Here is a 15,546-nt window from a genome sequence, read left to right as displayed (position 1 = left end):
GGCGGGCAGCCTCGCCGGTCGGCTCGTCCGTCCCGCCGGTGCCGGCGGTTTCGTAGCTGTCATGACGCAGTGATCCAGCGGTCCCGCAGGCCCGCCAGTACCGCGATCGACACGGCCAGCAGCACCAGGCTGAGGGCGATCGCCGCCTCCGGGTCGCTCTGGAGGGCCAGGTAGACCGCGAGCGGCATGGTCTGGGTGCGGCCGGGGAAGTTGCCCGCGAAGGTGATCGTCGCGCCGAACTCGCCGAGCGCGCGGGCCCAGGCGAGCACGGCGCCCGCCGCGATGCCCGGGGCGATCAGCGGCAGGGTGACCCGGCGGAACGCGGTGAAACGGGAGGCTCCCAGCGTGGTGGCCGCCTCCTCGTAGCGGGGGTCGGCGGCCCGCAGGGTGCCCTCCACGCTGATCACCAGGAACGGCATCGCCACGAAGGTCTCCGCGACGACGACGCCCGCCGTCGTGAACGGCAGGGTGATGCCGAACCAGGCGTCCAGCCACTGTCCGACGACCCCGTTGCGGCCGAGCGCGAGCAGCAGCGCGACACCGCCGACGACCGGGGGCAGCACGAGCGGCAGGGTGACCAGGGCCCGTACGAGGCCACGGCCGGGGAAGTCCGTACGGGCCAGTACCCAGGCCAGCGGGACGCCCACGACGAGACTCGCCGCGGTCGCCGCGGTGGCGCACAGCAGGGACAGCTGGAGGGCCTGCCAGACCTCGGGGCTGGTCAGCTGCGCCGGCATGTCGCTCCAGGGCGCCCGGACGACCAGGGCGACCAGCGGAACGAGCAGGAACGCCAGGCCCAGCAGAGCGGGCAGCAGCAGGGGCAGCGGGATGCCCCGGTTCGCCGTGCGGACCCGGCCGCGCCGCGGACGCCCCTGGCGGGTGTCGTCCGCGGCGTCCGCCTTGTCGGTGGGGATCACGGCTCCAGGAACCCGGCCTGGGTCAGGACCTGGCGGCCCTCGGCGGACTGCACCAGCGCGATGAACGCCTTGCCGGCCTCGGCGTTGGGGGCGTCCTTGAGCAGGGCGATCGGGTAGTCGTTGACGGCGCCTGCGGACTCGGGGAACTCCACGCCCTCCACCTTGTCACCCGCGGCGTGCACATCGGTCTTGTAGACGACCGCCGCGTCGGCCTCCTTCAGCTCGACCTTGGTCAGGGCGCTCTTGACGTCCTGCTCGTAGGAGACCGGGGTGAGCTTCAGCTTGGCGGCGTCGAGGGCCTTCTGGGCGGCGGCGCCGCACGGCACCGTCTTGTCGCACAGGACGACCTTCAGGCCGGACTTGGTGAGGTCCTTGAGGGAGGCGATCTTGTCGGGGTTGCCCGGCAGGGTCGCGATCTCCAGCTGGTTGCGGACGAAGGTGGCGGGCGTGGTGGCCGCGTCCTTCTTGTCGGTCACGATCGCCATGGTCTTGGGGCTGGCGGCGGCGAACACGTCGGCGGGGGCGCCGCCGGTGATGCTCGCGGCGAGGGTGTCGCTGCCGCCGAAGTTGAAGGTGACCTTAGTGCCCGGGTGCTCCTTCTCGAACTGCTGGCCCAGGGCCGTGAAGCTCTCCTTCAGCGAGGCGGCCGCGAAGACGGTCACCGTGCCGGAGAGCTTCGGCGACGCCGACGTCGAGGAGTCGGACTTGGCGGCCGAGTCGGAGTCCGAGCCGGAGGAGGAGCAGGCGCTCAGTGCCAGCAACGCGGCAACGCCCGCACCGGCCATCTGCAAGGTCCGGCGGGTCCGGCGTGCGGGACGGGTCATCACGGGTCTACTCCCTTGGCTGCTTCACGTCGGGGTCCGGTGGGCCCCTCCACGGTCTCTTTCGGACCGTGCCCGATGATACTGCCGCATATGCGAGGCATAAGTCTCCTGTTGCATCGCATGATCTGCTGCGATACATGGTTGTGGTGGGCATGTGCGTTTCCACCAGGCCCTCCGCCGGGTACCGTCATGCGGGAGGTGGTGGCACGTGACGCTCGCGGAAATCTCCCTGACCGGCGACCTCGCCCGCCCGGCCCGTCTGACCGTGCCGGATCTGCTCGGCTGGCGCCAGCACCGGGTGCGGGTCGCCTTCGAGTGCTCCACCAGCGGTACGCAGTACCACCGGTTCGCCGGCCCCCGCCTGTACGACGTGCTGTCGGACGCCGGTCCCGGATTCGACCCGGTCCGGCGCAAGGACCGGCTGCGCTTCCTGATCGCCGTCACCGGCTCCGACGGACACCACGCCCTGCTGTCCTGGGCCGAGATCGACCCCGACTTCGCCCACGCGCCCGTGCTGCTCGCGGTGAGCATCGACGACGACGCACTCGACCGCGCCGGACCCCAGCTCGTCCTTCCGCAGGACCGCTGCGGGGCCCGGCACATCAGCGGCATCAGCGCGATCCGCGTCGACGGGGGCTACGACTGGCGGCAGTTGGTGCCCGCCACACCCGCTCCCGGGTCGGCGGCGGCTTCATGAACCGGACATCTGCGGTCCGTCGGGTCCCGCGGGGCGGAGGCCGCGCATGCTGCTGCGTCAGCTGGAGTACCTCGTGGCGCTCGCGCGTGAGCGCCACTTCGCGCGGGCGGCGGCCGCCTGCCATGTCTCGCAGCCCTCACTGTCCGCCGCGATCAGCCGCCTGGAACACGAACTGGGCGTGCCGGTCGTACGGCGGGGACGACGGTACGAGGGACTGACCCCGGAGGGGGAAGTCGTCCTGGCCTGGGCGCACCGCATCCTCGCCGAGCGCGACGCGCTGCACCAGGAGCTGTCGATGCTGCGCGGTGGGCTCGCCGGCACGCTGCGGCTCGCCGTCGTACCCACCGCACTGCCCGTCGCCTCCCTGCTGACCACCCCGTTCTGCGACCGCCATCCGCGGGCCCGGGTCGCGCTGGAGTCGCTGTCCTCGGCCGACATCACCCAGGGGCTCGGCGGGTTCGAACTGGACGCGGCGATGACGTACCTGGAGGACGACGCACTGCGCAACGTGCGCCGGATCCCGCTCTACGAGGAGCGGTACGTGCTGCTCACCCCCGTCGGCGGCGCGCTGGGCGAGGCGCGCACGGCCCGCTGGTCCCAGGCCGCGGCGCTGCCGCTGTGCCTGCTCGGCCCGCGGATGCGCAACCGGCGGATCATCGACGAGTGCTTCGCCGCCGACGGCGCCACGGCCGCGCCCGCGATCGAGTCGGACTCCGTCGCCGGGCTGTACGCGCACCTGCCCGGCGGCCGCTGGTCCAGCGTGATCTCGCACGCCTGGCTGCACCTGTTCGGAGTCCCGGACGGCATGCGCGTGGTGCCGCTGGAGGGGCCCGCGCACGGGCCGCGGGTCGGGCTGGTCATCGCCCGCAGCGAACCCCCTTCGGTGCTCGCGGACGCCTTGGTGGCGGTGGCGCGGGAAGCCGGGCTGCGCAGCGCGCTGGACGCGCTGCTGCACAGCCATCTGGGCCGGCCCGACGCGGGGAGCGTTTGAGAGGAGACGGCTATCTCCACATAGCAACGTTCGCTTTGACCTGGGCGAATGACCCCGAGGATCGTGAAGTGCGCCTTTCCACGACGAAGTTGAGGAGCCGTGACATGGCCAAGGTGCTCTGCGTCCTGTACGACGACCCCACCGACGGATACCCGACCTCCTACGCCCGCGACGACCTGCCCGTGATCGACCGCTACCCGGGCGGCCAGACCGCCCCGACGCCCGAGGCGGTCGACTTCACGCCGGGCCGCCTCCTCGGCAGCGTCTCGGGCGAACTCGGTCTGCGCGGCTTCCTGGAGGCGGCCGGGCACACCCTGGTCGTCACCTCCGACAAGGACGGCGACGGCTCGGTCTTCGACCGGGAGCTCGTCGACGCCGACGTGGTGATCTCGCAGCCGTTCTGGCCGGCCTACCTGACCGCCGAACGGATCGCCGCAGCCGGGAACCTCAAGCTGGCGATCACCGCGGGCATCGGCTCCGACCACGTCGACCTCGACGCGGCCATCGCGCACGGCGTGACCGTCGCCGAGGTGACGTACTGCAACAGCATCAGCGTCGCCGAACACGTGGTGATGACGACGCTGGCGCTGGTCCGCAACTACCTGCCGTCCCACCGGGTCGTGCTCGACGGCGGCTGGAACATCGCCGACTGCGTGGCGCGTTCGTACGACCTGGAGGGCATGCAGGTCGGCACGGTGGCCGCGGGGCGGATCGGGCTGGCGGTGCTGCGCCGGCTCGCGCCCTTCGAGGTGGGGCTGCACTACACCGACCGGCACCGGCTGCCGCGCGCCGTGGAGGAGGAGCTCGGGCTGACCTTCCACGAGAGCGCGCAGGACATGGTGCCGCACTGTGACGTGGTCACCGTCAACGCGCCCCTGCACCCGGAGACGGAGGGCCTGTTCGGCGACAAGCTGATCGGCACGATGAAGCGCGGCGCCTACCTCGTCAACACCGCGCGGGCGCTGATCGTGGACCGCGACGCCGTCGACCGGGCGCTGCGCAGCGGGCAACTGGCGGGCTACGCGGGCGACGTCTGGTTCCCGCAGCCCGCCCCCGCCGACCACCCCTGGCGCACCATGCCGCACCACGGCATGACCCCGCACATCTCCGGCTCCTCGCTGTCCGCGCAGGCCCGTTACGCGGCCGGCACCCGGGAGATCCTGGAGTGCTGGCTGGCCGGGCGGCCGGTCCGGGAGGAGTACCTGATCGTGGACGGGGGAGCGCTGGCGGGGGCCGGCGCGCACGCCTACTCCGTCCACGGGTGACCGGGTGCGGGCCGCCGCCCGCTCAGACCCGGTCGATGTGCACGTTCGTCGACTTCACCCGGGCGGTGGCCTCCATCCCGACCTCCAGGCCCAGTTCCTCCACGGCCTCGCGGGTGAGCAGCGAGACCAGGCGGTGCGGGCCCGCCTGGATCTCGACCTGGGCCGCGACGTCGCCGAGCTTGATCGCGGTGACGATGCCGGGGAAGGCGTTGCGGACCGAGGTGTACGGGGTGTCCTCGTCGCCGCCTCCGGGCCTGGCCAGCTCGACGGAGAACGCGGCGAGGTCCTTGCCGTCGATGACCCGGCGGCCGCCGTCGTCGCGGTGCGTGGTCACCCGGCCCGCGTCCGCCCAGCGCCGGGCGGTGTCGGGGCTCACGCCGAGCAGCCGTGCCGCCTGGCCGATTGTGTAGGACTGCATACGCGTCACGATAGGGCCGGGAACCCGTGCAGGTGACATGGGGTCGGCCGACGGACAGGGGGCCGCGGGTCGGGATCGTGGGCCGTGCGGGTCACGAGGAGACCGTCGCGGGCCCGTCCCGGCTCGTCCTGTTCAGGAGATCCCGGAGCGTTCGAGCACGGCTCGCGCGGTCTCGTCGTCGATCTCCCGGCGCAGCCGCTCCAGCACCTCGGCGCCCTCCCGCAGCGTGCCCCGTTCGAGCGAGCGGCGTGCGCCGGTGTCCAGGTCGTGCCAGAGCAGCGGGTTGGCGGCCAGTACGCGGGGGTCGAGTTCCACCCGGTGACCGAAGACGTCCCGCAGGACCAGGCTCGCGGAGAGTCCCGGGCACTGCCGTACCTCCGTCAGCGCGTCGGTACGGACCAGGTGCCGGCGCAGCGGGCCGCGCACCGCCAGCCAGCAGCGGCCCGCGGTGACGCGCTGCGGCAGCAGGGCCAGCAGGAGCACCGCGGAGAGGGCCGGCCACAGCAGGGCGCGTGCCGGGGTCAGGGTTCCGGCACCCCAGTCGAGCAGGAAGGTCAGGCCGCACAGGGCCAGGGCGCAGCCCACCGCGTACCGGACGCCGCTGTGCCAGTGGCGGTCGCCGTCCGGGGGCAGGCGCCGGAGGCGGGACGGGGTGAGCGAGCCGGTGGGGACCATGAGTCCCACGCTAGGCCCGCGCCCCCGGAACCGGACGTGCGCTGACGCGGTCCTGACGCCGTACGGCCGGGTCCTTACGAGGTCCATACGCGTCCCCGCGGGGCGCGGGGGCGAGGCGCGGGGCCCGCGCGCCGTGGTCAGCCGGTGTGGACCCGGGGGCGCCGGTCACGGTCCGGTTCCGCCTCGCGCAGCACCTCGCGGGTGACCGGGGCGACCTCGCCCTGGCCGAAGAGGAAGAAGCGCAGGAAGTTGGCGAACGGGTTGCCCTCGGTCCACTCGAAGTAGATGTGCGGGGTGCACCCGGTCGAGTCACGGACGTGCAGCAGCAGCGCGGCCAGCGCGTTGGGGATGGAGGCGGACTCCAGGGTCAGCACCCGGTAGCGGTTGTGCAGCACCTCCCCGCGGACGTTCAGGCCCGCCTCGAACTCGGACGGGTCGGTGACCGTGACCTCGACGAAGACGAAGTCCTCCCGGCTGGGAATGTCGTTGTCCTGGAGGATCTGCTCGATCTTGTCGCGGTACTCGGCCTTGTCCCGCCGGTCGGGCTCGTTGGCGATGAACCGGATCTTCCGGCTGGCCATGTCCCTGACGAAGCGGTCCGCCATGTCGTCCAGCGTCACGCTGGTCACGCGCAGTTCGAAGGCGCGCGCCAGCCGGGACAGCAGCGAGACGAGGATGATGCCGACGATGAAGCAGGCACCGATCTTGACGCCGTCCGGACGCTCGATGACGTTGACGACCGTGGTGTAGAGGAACACCGCCGAGATGACCGCGAACCCGATGGTCCAGTTGCGCTGGCCCGCCTTGCGCGCGGCGATGGTCACGGCGATCGCCGCGGAGCTGATGAGCACCAGCACACCGGTGGCGTACGCGCCGCCCTGGGCGTCGACGTCGGCGTCGAAGATCCAGGTGACCAGGAAGCCGATCAGGGTGAAGACGATGACCATGGGACGCACCGCGCGGGCCCAGTGCGGGGCCATGCCGTAACGGGGCAGGTAGCGCGGCATCAGGTTCAGCAGGCCGGCCATGGCGGAGGCGCCGGCGAACCACAGGATGCAGATGGTCGAGACGTCGTAGACGGTGCCGAAGACGTTGCCCAGGTACTCGTGCGCGATGTACGCCAGGGCACGTCCGTTGGCCTGGCCGCCCGGCTGGAACTCCTTCTCCGGGATCAGCAGGGTGGTGATGAAGCTGGTGCAGATCAGGAAGCAGCTCATGATCAGGGCCGCGGTGGTGAGCAGCTTCTTGGTGTCCCGGATCCGGCCGGTCGGCCGCTCCTCCGTGTCGTCCGGGTCGCCCTCGACGTGCGGCATCACGGCCACGCCGGTCTCGAAGCCGGAGAGGCCGAGCGCGAGCTTGGGGAACACCAGCAGGGCCACGCCGACCATGGCGAAGACGTTGCCGTGCTCGGTGGTCAGGGCGGTGGTCCAGTCGGTGACCACGTGTCCCGCGGTGGCCACGTGGTACAGGCCGCTGATCACCACGACGACGTTCAGGGAGAGGTAGATGCCCACCAGGACGACGGCGACGCCGATCGCCTCCAGGAAGCCCTTGAGGAACACCGCGCCGAGCAGTGCCAGCAGGAACAGGGTGATCACCATCTGCTTGTCGTGCAGGGCGCTGTTCAGATGCGGATTCTCGACCAGGTGGGTGGAGGCGTCCGCCGCCGACAGGGTGATGGTGATCAGGAAGTCGGTGGCCGCGAACCCGAGCAGCGTCAGTACGAAGAGCTTGCCCTGCCAGAACGACAGCAGTTTCTCCAGCATCGCGATCGAGCCCTGGCCGTGCGGGCTCTCCTCGGCCACCCGCCGGTACACGGGCAGCGCGCCCGCCAGGGTGACGATCACCAGCACGATGGTCGCGATGGGTGACAGCAGACCGGCCGCGAGGGCCGCGATGCCGGGCTGGTAGCCGAGGGTCGAGAAGTAGTCGACACCGGTCAGGCACATCACCCGCCACCAGCGCTGGCCCTTGTGCGAGGGCTCCGGCTGGGCGTGCGGCCCCTGGTGGCCGCCGCTCCTGCCCATGTCGGACAGGCCCTCCAGCATCCAGGCGCGCAGGCGACTGGGCGGCGGGTGTTCGGTCGTGGCCATGGGTGTGCTCCTGGGGTGCGGCCCGGCGTGTGGTGTCGGCCATCACGCGGACGGCCGCACCAGCGTATGCAGAGCGTGACGCCAGGGCCCACGGATCTCGGGGTGGGGGGCGTCAATTCTCCGTTAAGACTGACCGGGCGGGCCCGGGCTCGCACCAGGAAGACGCCCGTACGCCGACGGGGGACCGCTCGGGTCGGGCGGCGGGGGGAACCGGACGACGACCGTCGGCGGACACCCTGGGTGACGGGGAGAGCCGAGGCGCACAGCGGCGGCGGGACGTCTTGTCCGCCTCCCGCCGCCGCCCTACAGTCCGCTCCGTAATGTTCGCCGACGAAGCCGAAAGTTTCGGACGGTTTCCCGCGGAGGAGCTGACGCGCATGACGATTCGGACGTACGACAACCCCGTGATCCCCGGCTTCCACCCCGACCCGAGCGTCTGCCGGGTCGGGGCGGACTTCTACCTGGTCTGTTCCAGCTTCGAGTACGTACCGGGAGTCCCGCTCTTCCACAGCCGCGACCTGGTGCACTGGCGGCAGATCGGCAACGTGCTGGACCGGCCGGGGCAGTTGGCGATACCGCCGGACACCCCCGCCTCCGCCGGCGTATACGCCCCGACCCTGCGGCACCACGACGGCCGGTTCCATGTCATCACCACCCTCGTGGGCGGTGGGGGCACCTTCCTGGTGCACAGCGAGCGGCCCGAGGGGCCGTGGTCCGATCCCGTCTGGATCGACCTGCCCGGGATCGATCCCGATCTCGCCTGGGACGACGAAGGATCCTGCTGGTGCGCCCTGGCCGGGGTCCGGGTGGCCCGCATCGACCCGCTGACCGGCAAGGTGCTCGAAGGTCCGCTGCCCGTCTGGTCCGGCACGGGGCTGCGGGATCCGGAGGCCCCGCACCTGTACCGGATCGGCGGGTGGTGGTACCTGCTGCTGGCGGAGGGCGGCACGGCCCTCGGCCACGGCGTCAGCGTGGCCCGTGCCCGGTCCCCGCGCGGGCCGTTCGAACCGGCGCCGGGCAATCCGGTGCTCACCCACCGAGGCACGGACCTGCCCGTCCAGTGCACCGGCCACGCCGACCTGGTCGAGGCGGCCGACGGCACCTGGTGGATGGTGCTGCTGGGCACCCGTCCGGGCGGCTTCTTCCCGGAGTTCCATGTGCTCGGGCGGGAGACCTTCCTGGTACCGGTGGAGTGGGTGGACGGCTGGCCGCGGGTGGGGCCGGTCGCCGGGCGGCACCCCGCGCCCGCCGCCTGGCACCCGCTCCCGCCGGAGCCGGTGCGCGACGACTTCGACGCCCCGGCCCTGGCGCCGTGCTGGATCTCCCCGCGCGCCAGGCCGGACGGCTCCTGGTCGCTGGCCCGGCGGCCGGGCTGGCTGACGCTGACCGCGACCGGCGACAGCCTGGACCGCCCCGGGCACACCTTCGTCGGCCGCAGGCAGCAGCACGCCGACAGCCGGACGTCCGTCCGGCTCGACGCCGGCCGGGGGCGGGCCGGACTCTCCGTCCGCCTGGACGAGGCCCACCACTACGACCTGGAGGTGTACGACGGCACGGTGAGCGTCCACGCCAGGATCGGCCCGCTGCGGCAGTGCGTCGCACGGCACGCCGTGCCGCCGGGGCCGCTCACCCTGACCGTCGAGACCCGCACCGACGACATCCTGCCGCCCACGGTCACGGGCGCCGGCCAGGAAGCGCCCGGAGTCAGGGCCGGCGGGCCCGACACGATCGCTTTCTCCGCCGAGAGTTCCGAAGGCGTCCTGCGGCTCGCCGCGCTCGACGGCCGCTATCTGTCCACGCAGGTCGCCGGGGGCTTCACCGGGCGGGTGATCGGGATGTACGTCACCGAGGGCAGTGCTGCGTACGACTGGTTCGACCACGGTCCGCGCCCCGTGACCCCCGGCGCCGGACCACGCTGATCCCAACCGCGGCCAACTCAGGGGGCGTTGGCGGCGGATTCGCCGCGTACAAGGGGTTGCCACCCGTCCGAGGCTGTCTCTAGGGTGCGGCAGCAACGAAGGTTTCCGGATCTATTCCGAAACTTTCGGAATCTCGGACGGACAGGACGAGCCGTCCCGTACCCAAGGAGCGCATCATGGGCGACCCGGCACTGTCCCGCCGCGGCTTCCTGGCGGTCTCCGCCGCGGCCGGTCTGGGCATGACGGCACTCAGCGGCTGTGGCGGCGACTCGGACGGAGGGTCGTCGGGGACGACCACGATCGAGTGGTGGAACATCTCGACGACCCAGCCCACCAAGGACGTCTGGGCAGGCCTCGCCAAGAAGTTCGAGGCGCAGAACCCCAAGGTGAAGATAAAGATCGTCCAGCTGGAGAACGACGCCTACAAGTCGAAGATGACGGCGCTTACCGCCTCCGGGAAGCTGCCGGACATCTTCCACACCTGGGGCGGCGGCGTCCTCAAGCAGCAGGTCGACGCAGGGCTCGTCGAGGACCTCACCGACAGCACCAAGGCCTGGGCCGACGGGCTGCTGCCGGTCGCGAAGCAGCCGTACCTGATCGACGACAAGACGTACGGCATCCCGTTCGACATCGGCATGATCGGCTTCTGGTACAACAAGGCGCTGTTCAAGCAGGCCGGCGTCAGTGCGCCCCCGACCACCTGGAGCGGCTTCCTCGACGCCGTGCGCAGACTGAAGTCCGCCGGCGTCACCCCGCTCGCCCTCGCGGGCAAGGAGAAGTGGCCCGGCATGTACTACTGGGCCTACCTGGCGATGCGCACCGCGGGCGTCGACGCCCTGCGCAAGGCCGCGGACGACAAGGACTTCACCGGGGCCGGGTTCGTGCAGGCGGGCGGTCACCTGAAGGAACTCGTCGACCTCCAGCCGTTCCAGAAGGGCTTCCTCGGTGCCGCCTACTCCACCCCCACCGGCCAGGCCGCCACGGTTGGCAACGGCAAGGCGGCGATGGAGCTCATGGGCCAGTGGGCCCCCGTCGTCGAGGCCGACGCGGGCAAGGGTCTCGGCGCCGACCTCGGATTCTTCCCGTTCCCCGCGGTCGAGGGCGGCCAGGGCTCGATCACCGAGGTGTTCGGCGGAGGCGGCGGCCACGCGCTGCGCAAGGGCGCCCCGCAGGCCGCCGTCGACTTCCTGAAGTTCTTCGCCTCCCAGGCCACCGACCAGGAACTGGTCAAGAAGACCGGCGTCCTGCCGGTGGTCCCGGCCGCCGAGAGCTCCCTGACCGACCCCAACCTCACCGCCGTACAGGCACAGTTGAAGGCCGCCACCGGCTTCCAGCTCTACCTCGACCAGGCCTACGCGCCCGCCGTCGGCCAGGAGATCAACGACAGCGTGGCCGCGCTGATCGCCGGATCCAAGTCGCCGGAGCAGGTGACCCAGTCGGTCACCAAGACCGCGAAGGAAGAGCAGTAGCCCGCGATGACCTCGACCTTCCTTCCGGACCGGCGGCCGGGCCCGGCGGCGCCTGCTGAACTGGCTCACCGCCGTCGGCTTCCAGATCCCCGCACTGGTGCTGTTCATCGGCCTGGTCCTGTTGCCGATGCTGTTCGCGCTGTACGCCGCCTTCTTCCGCTGGGGCGGCTTCGGGATGCCCTCCGACTACGCAGGCGCGGACAATTTCACCCGCCTCTTCCAGGATCCGGTCTTCCTCGGCGATCTGTGGCGCTGTCTGCTCCTGGTCGTCCTGTCGCTGCTGATCCAGCTGCCCTTCGCCCTCGCCATGGCGGTGCTGCTCAACCAGCGGCTGCGTGGCCGGGCCGTCTACCGGATGCTGTTCTTCGCGCCGTACGTCCTGTCCGAGGCCATCACCGGCGTGCTGTTCAGCATGGTCTTCGCACCGGACGACGGACTCGCCGACCACGTCCTGGGCGCCGTCGGACTCGACGGTCTGGGCGGCGAGTGGTTCGCCGACCCCTCCTGGGTCCTGGCCACCCTCTTCCTGGTCATGACCTGGAAGTACTTCGGCTTCCACATGATGCTCTACCTGGCCGGGCTCCAAGCGGTCCCTGCCGAGCTGACCGAGGCGGCGCTGATCGACGGCGCCGGACCGTGGCAGCGCTTCCGCAACGTCACCCTGCCGCTGCTGGCCCCCACCCTGCGCATCAGCGTCTTCCTGTCCGTCATCGGGGCGATCCAGCTGTTCGACCTGGTGTGGGTGGTCACCCAGGGCGGCCCCGACCACCACTCCGAGACGATGGCCGTGACCATGTTCCAGTACGGCTTCAAGCGCTACCAGGTCGGCTACGCCAGCGCGATCAGCGTGGTCATGTTCGGCATCTGTCTCGTCTTCGCCCTCGCCTACCAGCGGTTCGTGCTCCGCCGCGACCTGGAGGGCGCCACCACGACGATGAGGGGGAACGGCAAGTGACCCGCAAGACCCTGCGCACCCTGCCGCTGCACCTGGTCCTCCTGGTCGTCGGCACGGTCATGGTCGTACCCCTGGTGTACGCCGCCCTGTCCGGCTTCAAGTCCACCGACGAGCTCTCCCGCAACCCGTTCGGGCTGCCCGACCGGTGGCTGACCGGGAACTACACCGACATCCTGGGCTCCGGCGACTTCTGGCGGCTGCTCGGCAACAGCACCCTGATCGCGGTGGCGACGACCGTGCTGGTGGTCGCGGTGTCCGCGCTCGCGGCCTTCTCCTTCGCCCGGTTCGCCTTCCGCGGGCGGGAGACGCTGTTCACCCTCTTCACCCTGGGGCTGATGTTCCCCTTCGCGGTGGCGGCCCTGCCGTTGTTCCTGCTGCTGCGCTCGATGGACCTGCTGGACAACCCGCTGGGGGTGATCCTGCCGCAGGCCGCCTACGGACTGCCGATGACGATCATCATCCTGCGCGGCTTCTTCCGGCAGATTCCCGGCGAGCTGGAGGAGGCGGCCACCCTCGACGGTTGCAGCCCCTTCGGCTTCTTCTGGCGGATCCTGCTGCCCATGGCACGGCCGGCGCTCGGCACGGTCTCGGTCCTCGCGGTGGTCACCAGCTGGAACAACTTCTTCCTGCCGCTGCTGGTGTTCACCGACGGCACCTGGTGGACCCTGCCCATCGGCGTCCAGCAGTTCCAGGGCCAGTACTCGGCGGAGTACGCCCGAGTCTTCGCCTACCTCGTCCTGGCCATGGTGCCCGCCCTGGCCTTCTACTCCGTCGCCGAGCGCCAGCTCGTCGGCGGCCTCACCGCCGGCGCGACGAAGGGATGACCCGCGCCCGCGGACGTACGGCTCACTCTGCCCCCGGCTCCCGACTCCGGCCGAGCCAGGGGGACCCGTCCCCGACCGTGAGGAGTCGCACCATGAACACCACCCGATCAATGAGCACCACGGGTGCCTTGACCGGCACCCGTCCGTCCCGCGCCCGGCTCAGAATCGCCGGCGCCCTCGCCGCGCTGCTGGTGGCGGCGGGGGTCGTCGGCGGCCCGGCCGCCCAGGCAGGCGAAGGGCGCGCCGGGAACCACGGCGGCCGGCACGCGGGGCAGTCGACCCTCGCCGACCTCGCCCGGCGCCACGGCCGCTACTTCGGCAGCGCCACCGACAACCCCGAACTCACCGACACCGCCTACACCGCGCTCCTCGGCAGCGAGTTCGACATGATCACCCCGGGCAACGGCATGAAGTGGTACGCCACCGAGCCCCGGCAGGGCGTCTTCGACTGGACCGCGGGCGACCAGATCGTGAACCTCGCCCGCGCCCACCACCAGAAGGTCCGCGCCCACACCCTGGTCTGGCACAGCCAGCTGCCCGACTGGCTCACCGGGCGGACGTGGAGCGCCGACGACCTGCGGGCCGTGCTGAAGAACCACATCCTCACCGAGGCCCGCCACTACCGGGGCAAGGTCTACTCCTGGGACGTCGTCAACGAGGCGTTCAACGAGGACGGCACCTACCGCGAGACGGTCTTCTACAAGACGCTCGGCCCCGGCTACATCGCCGACGCACTGCGCTGGGCCCACCAGGCCGATCCGCACGCCAAGCTCTACCTCAACGACTACAACATCGAGGCGACCGGCCCGAAGAGCGACGCCTACTACCGGCTGGCCCAGGAACTGAAGGCGCAGGGAGTCCCGCTCGACGGCATCGGCCTCCAGGCCCACCTCGCCCTCCAGTACGGCTATCCGGCCACTCTGGAGGAGAATCTGCGCCGGTTCTCCCGGCTCGGTCTGGACACCGCGCTGACCGAGGTCGACGTACGGATGCTGCTGCCCGCCACCGAGGAGAAGCTGGCCGAGCAGGCTGACTGGTACCGGGACATGACCCGGGCGTGCCTGGCGGTGCGCCGGTGCGTGGGCATCACGGTCTGGGACTGGACCGACAAGTACTCCTGGATCCCGGCGTTCTTCGAGGGGCAGGGCGCCGCGCTGCCTTGGGACGAGCAACTCCGGCCCAAGCCCGCGTACTTCGCGCTGCGGGACGCCTTGGCGTGACGCGGCCCGGACGCCCGGGAACAGCACCGGGGCGGGCAGCCGGTGGCGGTTCTGCCTCCAGGTCACTACGGTGAGTGAACACCCCTGGACATGCGTCGGGGCCGGTTCGCAGGGAGTCTGCGGTCCGGCCCCTCATGTCCTTCCGGCGTCGCGCGGCGCCGCAGGGTGTTCTTCCTGGCGGCCCTAGGCGGCCGTCACGATCCGGCCGGACTCCAGCGGGCGGTGCGGGGCGATGATCTGGCCGTCGGGCAGGAGCTCACCGGTGTCCTCGAAGAGGAGGACGCCGTTGCACAGCAGGCTCCATCCCTGCTCCGGGTGGTGCGCCATCAGGCGGGCGGATTCCCGGTCGGCGGAGTCGGCTGTCGGGCACGGTGGCTGGTGCTGGCACATGGGTGGGATCTCTGTCTCTGTCGTGGTCATGTCCGTCCCCCGTGGTGATAAGTCGGTCGGAACCCAGTGTTGCCCTACAGGCGTCAATCCGCAGGGATTTCGGTGCACCGCTTCTCACAGGTTCATGACGCATCCCCCGGGCGGACGGTTCATCCCAACTGTACGGTCCCTTCGGGGGGTTCGGTGTGGTCGGACAGGGCTAGTCACTACCGGTCGGGGGCCGGTTGCGGCTCGTACGAGTACGTTCCGGCTCCGAGGAGCGCACGCGGCGCGGACATACGCACCCCGCTGCCGGAAGGGAGTTCCGGCAGCGGGGTGCGAGAGGCGAATCCCGGGAGTCAGGCCGGCTGACTCAGCAACGGTGCCGGTGTCGCCCGGTGGGTCAGGACCGGGAGCAGTTCGGCGACCCGGTGTGGGCGATGCGCCGCGATGCCGGGTGGCGCGGGGGCCAGCGGAACCAGCAGGTCGGTGGCGAGGGGATGGCCCTCGGCGCCGTCCGAGGCGCAGTCGCCGTGCAGCCACAGGGTGAGCATGTACAGGCCGGGCACGGACAACAGACGTGCCTGGTAGGGCTGCTGCACCGACTCGGCCTGGCGCAGCGCCCGTTCGGTGGCGGCGATGTAGGGGCCCTCGAAGAAGTGCGAGAAGGCCCAGCCGTCAGGGGTGAGCCTGGTCTCCGCTGCGGCCACCGCGCGGTCGCCGCAGCGGATCAGGAACCGCCAGCCGGCCAGCCTCGTCCCGGACATGCCTTCGGGGGTGATCCGGTCCAGTACATGCACGGGCAGCGGGAGTTCGGGTGTCGCGGGTCCCTGGGCCGCGCGCAGGGAGGGGGTCTGCGCCTCGTGGACGGCGGTGGGGGAACCGAGTGCCGTGAGGACGGAGCGAAGGG

General features: G+C 71.3%; 14 protein-coding genes and 1 pseudogene. 8 read left to right on the top strand and 7 right to left on the bottom strand.

What is annotated here, in order from left to right:
- Positions 1-59 precede the first annotated feature (59 nt).
- Together FNH09_RS36205 and modA are read right to left on the bottom strand one after the other, a co-directional pair.
- Positions 60-917, bottom strand: coding sequence for an ABC transporter permease (locus FNH09_RS36205; protein WP_162469630.1), 858 nt, complete (start codon positions 915-917; stop codon positions 60-62).
- Entirely contained in the window at positions 914-1,741 is an 828-nt protein-coding gene (modA, locus tag FNH09_RS36200; protein WP_152894125.1) for a molybdate ABC transporter substrate-binding protein, read from the bottom strand. Before modA ends, FNH09_RS36205 begins: the two co-directional genes overlap by 4 nt.
- Positions 1,742-1,949: 208 nt before the next feature.
- Here modA and FNH09_RS36195 point away from each other — a divergent pair, with 208 nt between their 5' ends.
- From FNH09_RS36195 to FNH09_RS36185, 3 genes are all read left to right on the top strand, one after another.
- On the top strand, positions 1,950-2,438 hold the full coding sequence (locus FNH09_RS36195; protein ID WP_162469629.1) for a molybdopterin-dependent oxidoreductase: 489 nt from the start codon (positions 1,950-1,952) through the stop codon (positions 2,436-2,438).
- 46 nt (positions 2,439-2,484) lie between these two features.
- Complete coding sequence (locus FNH09_RS36190; protein WP_152894124.1) at positions 2,485-3,429, top strand: LysR family transcriptional regulator; 945 nt, start codon at positions 2,485-2,487, stop codon at positions 3,427-3,429.
- 104 nt (positions 3,430-3,533) lie between these two features.
- Positions 3,534-4,694: an NAD-dependent formate dehydrogenase gene (locus FNH09_RS36185; RefSeq protein ID WP_152894123.1), complete on the top strand. Its 1,161-nt coding sequence runs from the start codon at positions 3,534-3,536 to the stop codon at positions 4,692-4,694.
- 22 nt (positions 4,695-4,716) lie between these two features.
- Here FNH09_RS36185 and FNH09_RS36180 read toward each other — a convergent pair whose 3' ends face one another.
- The 3 genes from FNH09_RS36180 to FNH09_RS36170 form a co-directional block, all read right to left on the bottom strand.
- The gene (locus tag FNH09_RS36180; protein ID WP_152894122.1) at positions 4,717-5,112 is read right to left on the bottom strand and encodes a TOBE domain-containing protein; all 396 of its coding nucleotides are present in this window, start codon (positions 5,110-5,112) and stop codon (positions 4,717-4,719) included.
- 132 nt (positions 5,113-5,244) lie between these two features.
- A complete protein-coding gene (locus FNH09_RS36175; RefSeq protein ID WP_152894121.1) occupies positions 5,245-5,787 on the bottom strand; it encodes a hypothetical protein in 543 nt (180 codons plus the stop codon).
- Positions 5,788-5,924: 137 nt separating this feature from the next.
- Positions 5,925-7,880 carry an APC family permease gene (locus tag FNH09_RS36170; protein WP_152894120.1) on the bottom strand — a complete coding sequence of 652 codons (1,956 nt, stop codon included), beginning with the start codon at positions 7,878-7,880 and terminating at the stop codon, positions 5,925-5,927.
- A 383-nt stretch (positions 7,881-8,263) separates the two neighbouring features.
- On the opposite strand from FNH09_RS36170, the gene FNH09_RS36165 reads away from it, so the two are divergent.
- The 5 genes and pseudogenes from FNH09_RS36165 (at position 8,264) to FNH09_RS36145 (ending at position 14,267) form a co-directional block, all read left to right on the top strand.
- Positions 8,264-9,799: a glycoside hydrolase family 43 protein gene (locus FNH09_RS36165; protein WP_476691275.1), complete on the top strand. Its 1,536-nt coding sequence runs from the start codon at positions 8,264-8,266 to the stop codon at positions 9,797-9,799.
- A 176-nt stretch (positions 9,800-9,975) separates the two neighbouring features.
- Entirely contained in the window at positions 9,976-11,268 is a 1,293-nt protein-coding gene (locus FNH09_RS36160; RefSeq protein WP_152894118.1) for an extracellular solute-binding protein, read from the top strand.
- 34 nt (positions 11,269-11,302) lie between these two features.
- Positions 11,303-12,223, top strand: a pseudogene (locus tag FNH09_RS36155) (carbohydrate ABC transporter permease); the annotation flags it as partial.
- A gap of 59 nt (positions 12,224-12,282) precedes the next feature.
- The gene (locus tag FNH09_RS36150; protein WP_238427317.1) at positions 12,283-13,047 is read left to right on the top strand and encodes a carbohydrate ABC transporter permease; all 765 of its coding nucleotides are present in this window, start codon (positions 12,283-12,285) and stop codon (positions 13,045-13,047) included.
- 110 nt (positions 13,048-13,157) lie between these two features.
- Positions 13,158-14,267, top strand: coding sequence for an endo-1,4-beta-xylanase (locus tag FNH09_RS36145; protein ID WP_152894127.1), 1,110 nt, complete (start codon positions 13,158-13,160; stop codon positions 14,265-14,267).
- A 183-nt stretch (positions 14,268-14,450) separates the two neighbouring features.
- Here the strand turns inward: FNH09_RS36145 and FNH09_RS36140 are convergent, their stop codons facing one another.
- Both FNH09_RS36140 and FNH09_RS36135 read right to left on the bottom strand, forming a co-directional pair.
- Entirely contained in the window at positions 14,451-14,657 is a 207-nt protein-coding gene (locus tag FNH09_RS36140; protein ID WP_152894126.1) for a DUF5999 family protein, read from the bottom strand.
- A 338-nt stretch (positions 14,658-14,995) separates the two neighbouring features.
- Positions 14,996-15,546: hypothetical protein (locus FNH09_RS36135; protein ID WP_152894116.1), on the bottom strand; the 551-nt coding region annotated here is incomplete at its 5' end.

Source organism: Streptomyces adustus (assembly GCF_009377175.1).
GTDB classification, from domain to species: Bacteria; Actinomycetota; Actinomycetes; order Streptomycetales; family Streptomycetaceae; genus Streptomyces; species Streptomyces adustus.
The sequence above is the reverse complement of the archived record's forward strand: the minus strand, read 5'-3'. Positions and strand labels throughout refer to the sequence as shown.

What these genes read in the sequence shown, in the direction of transcription:
- modA (WP_152894125.1), bottom strand. Translation starts at nt 1,741, where the DNA reads ATGACCCGTCCCGCACGCCGGACCCGCCGGACCTTGCAGATGGCCGGT.
- FNH09_RS36190 (WP_152894124.1), top strand. Translation starts at nt 2,485, where the DNA reads ATGCTGCTGCGTCAGCTGGAGTACCTCGTGGCGCTCGCGCGTGAGCGC.
- FNH09_RS36185 (WP_152894123.1), top strand. Translation starts at nt 3,534, where the DNA reads ATGGCCAAGGTGCTCTGCGTCCTGTACGACGACCCCACCGACGGATAC.
- FNH09_RS36180 (WP_152894122.1), bottom strand. Translation starts at nt 5,112, where the DNA reads ATGCAGTCCTACACAATCGGCCAGGCGGCACGGCTGCTCGGCGTGAGC.
- FNH09_RS36175 (WP_152894121.1), bottom strand. Translation starts at nt 5,787, where the DNA reads ATGGTCCCCACCGGCTCGCTCACCCCGTCCCGCCTCCGGCGCCTGCCC.
- FNH09_RS36170 (WP_152894120.1), bottom strand. Translation starts at nt 7,880, where the DNA reads ATGGCCACGACCGAACACCCGCCGCCCAGTCGCCTGCGCGCCTGGATG.
- FNH09_RS36160 (WP_152894118.1), top strand. Translation starts at nt 9,976, where the DNA reads ATGGGCGACCCGGCACTGTCCCGCCGCGGCTTCCTGGCGGTCTCCGCC.
- FNH09_RS36150 (WP_238427317.1), top strand. Translation starts at nt 12,283, where the DNA reads ATGGTCGTACCCCTGGTGTACGCCGCCCTGTCCGGCTTCAAGTCCACC.
- FNH09_RS36145 (WP_152894127.1), top strand. Translation starts at nt 13,158, where the DNA reads ATGAGCACCACGGGTGCCTTGACCGGCACCCGTCCGTCCCGCGCCCGG.
- FNH09_RS36140 (WP_152894126.1), bottom strand. Translation starts at nt 14,657, where the DNA reads ATGTGCCAGCACCAGCCACCGTGCCCGACAGCCGACTCCGCCGACCGG.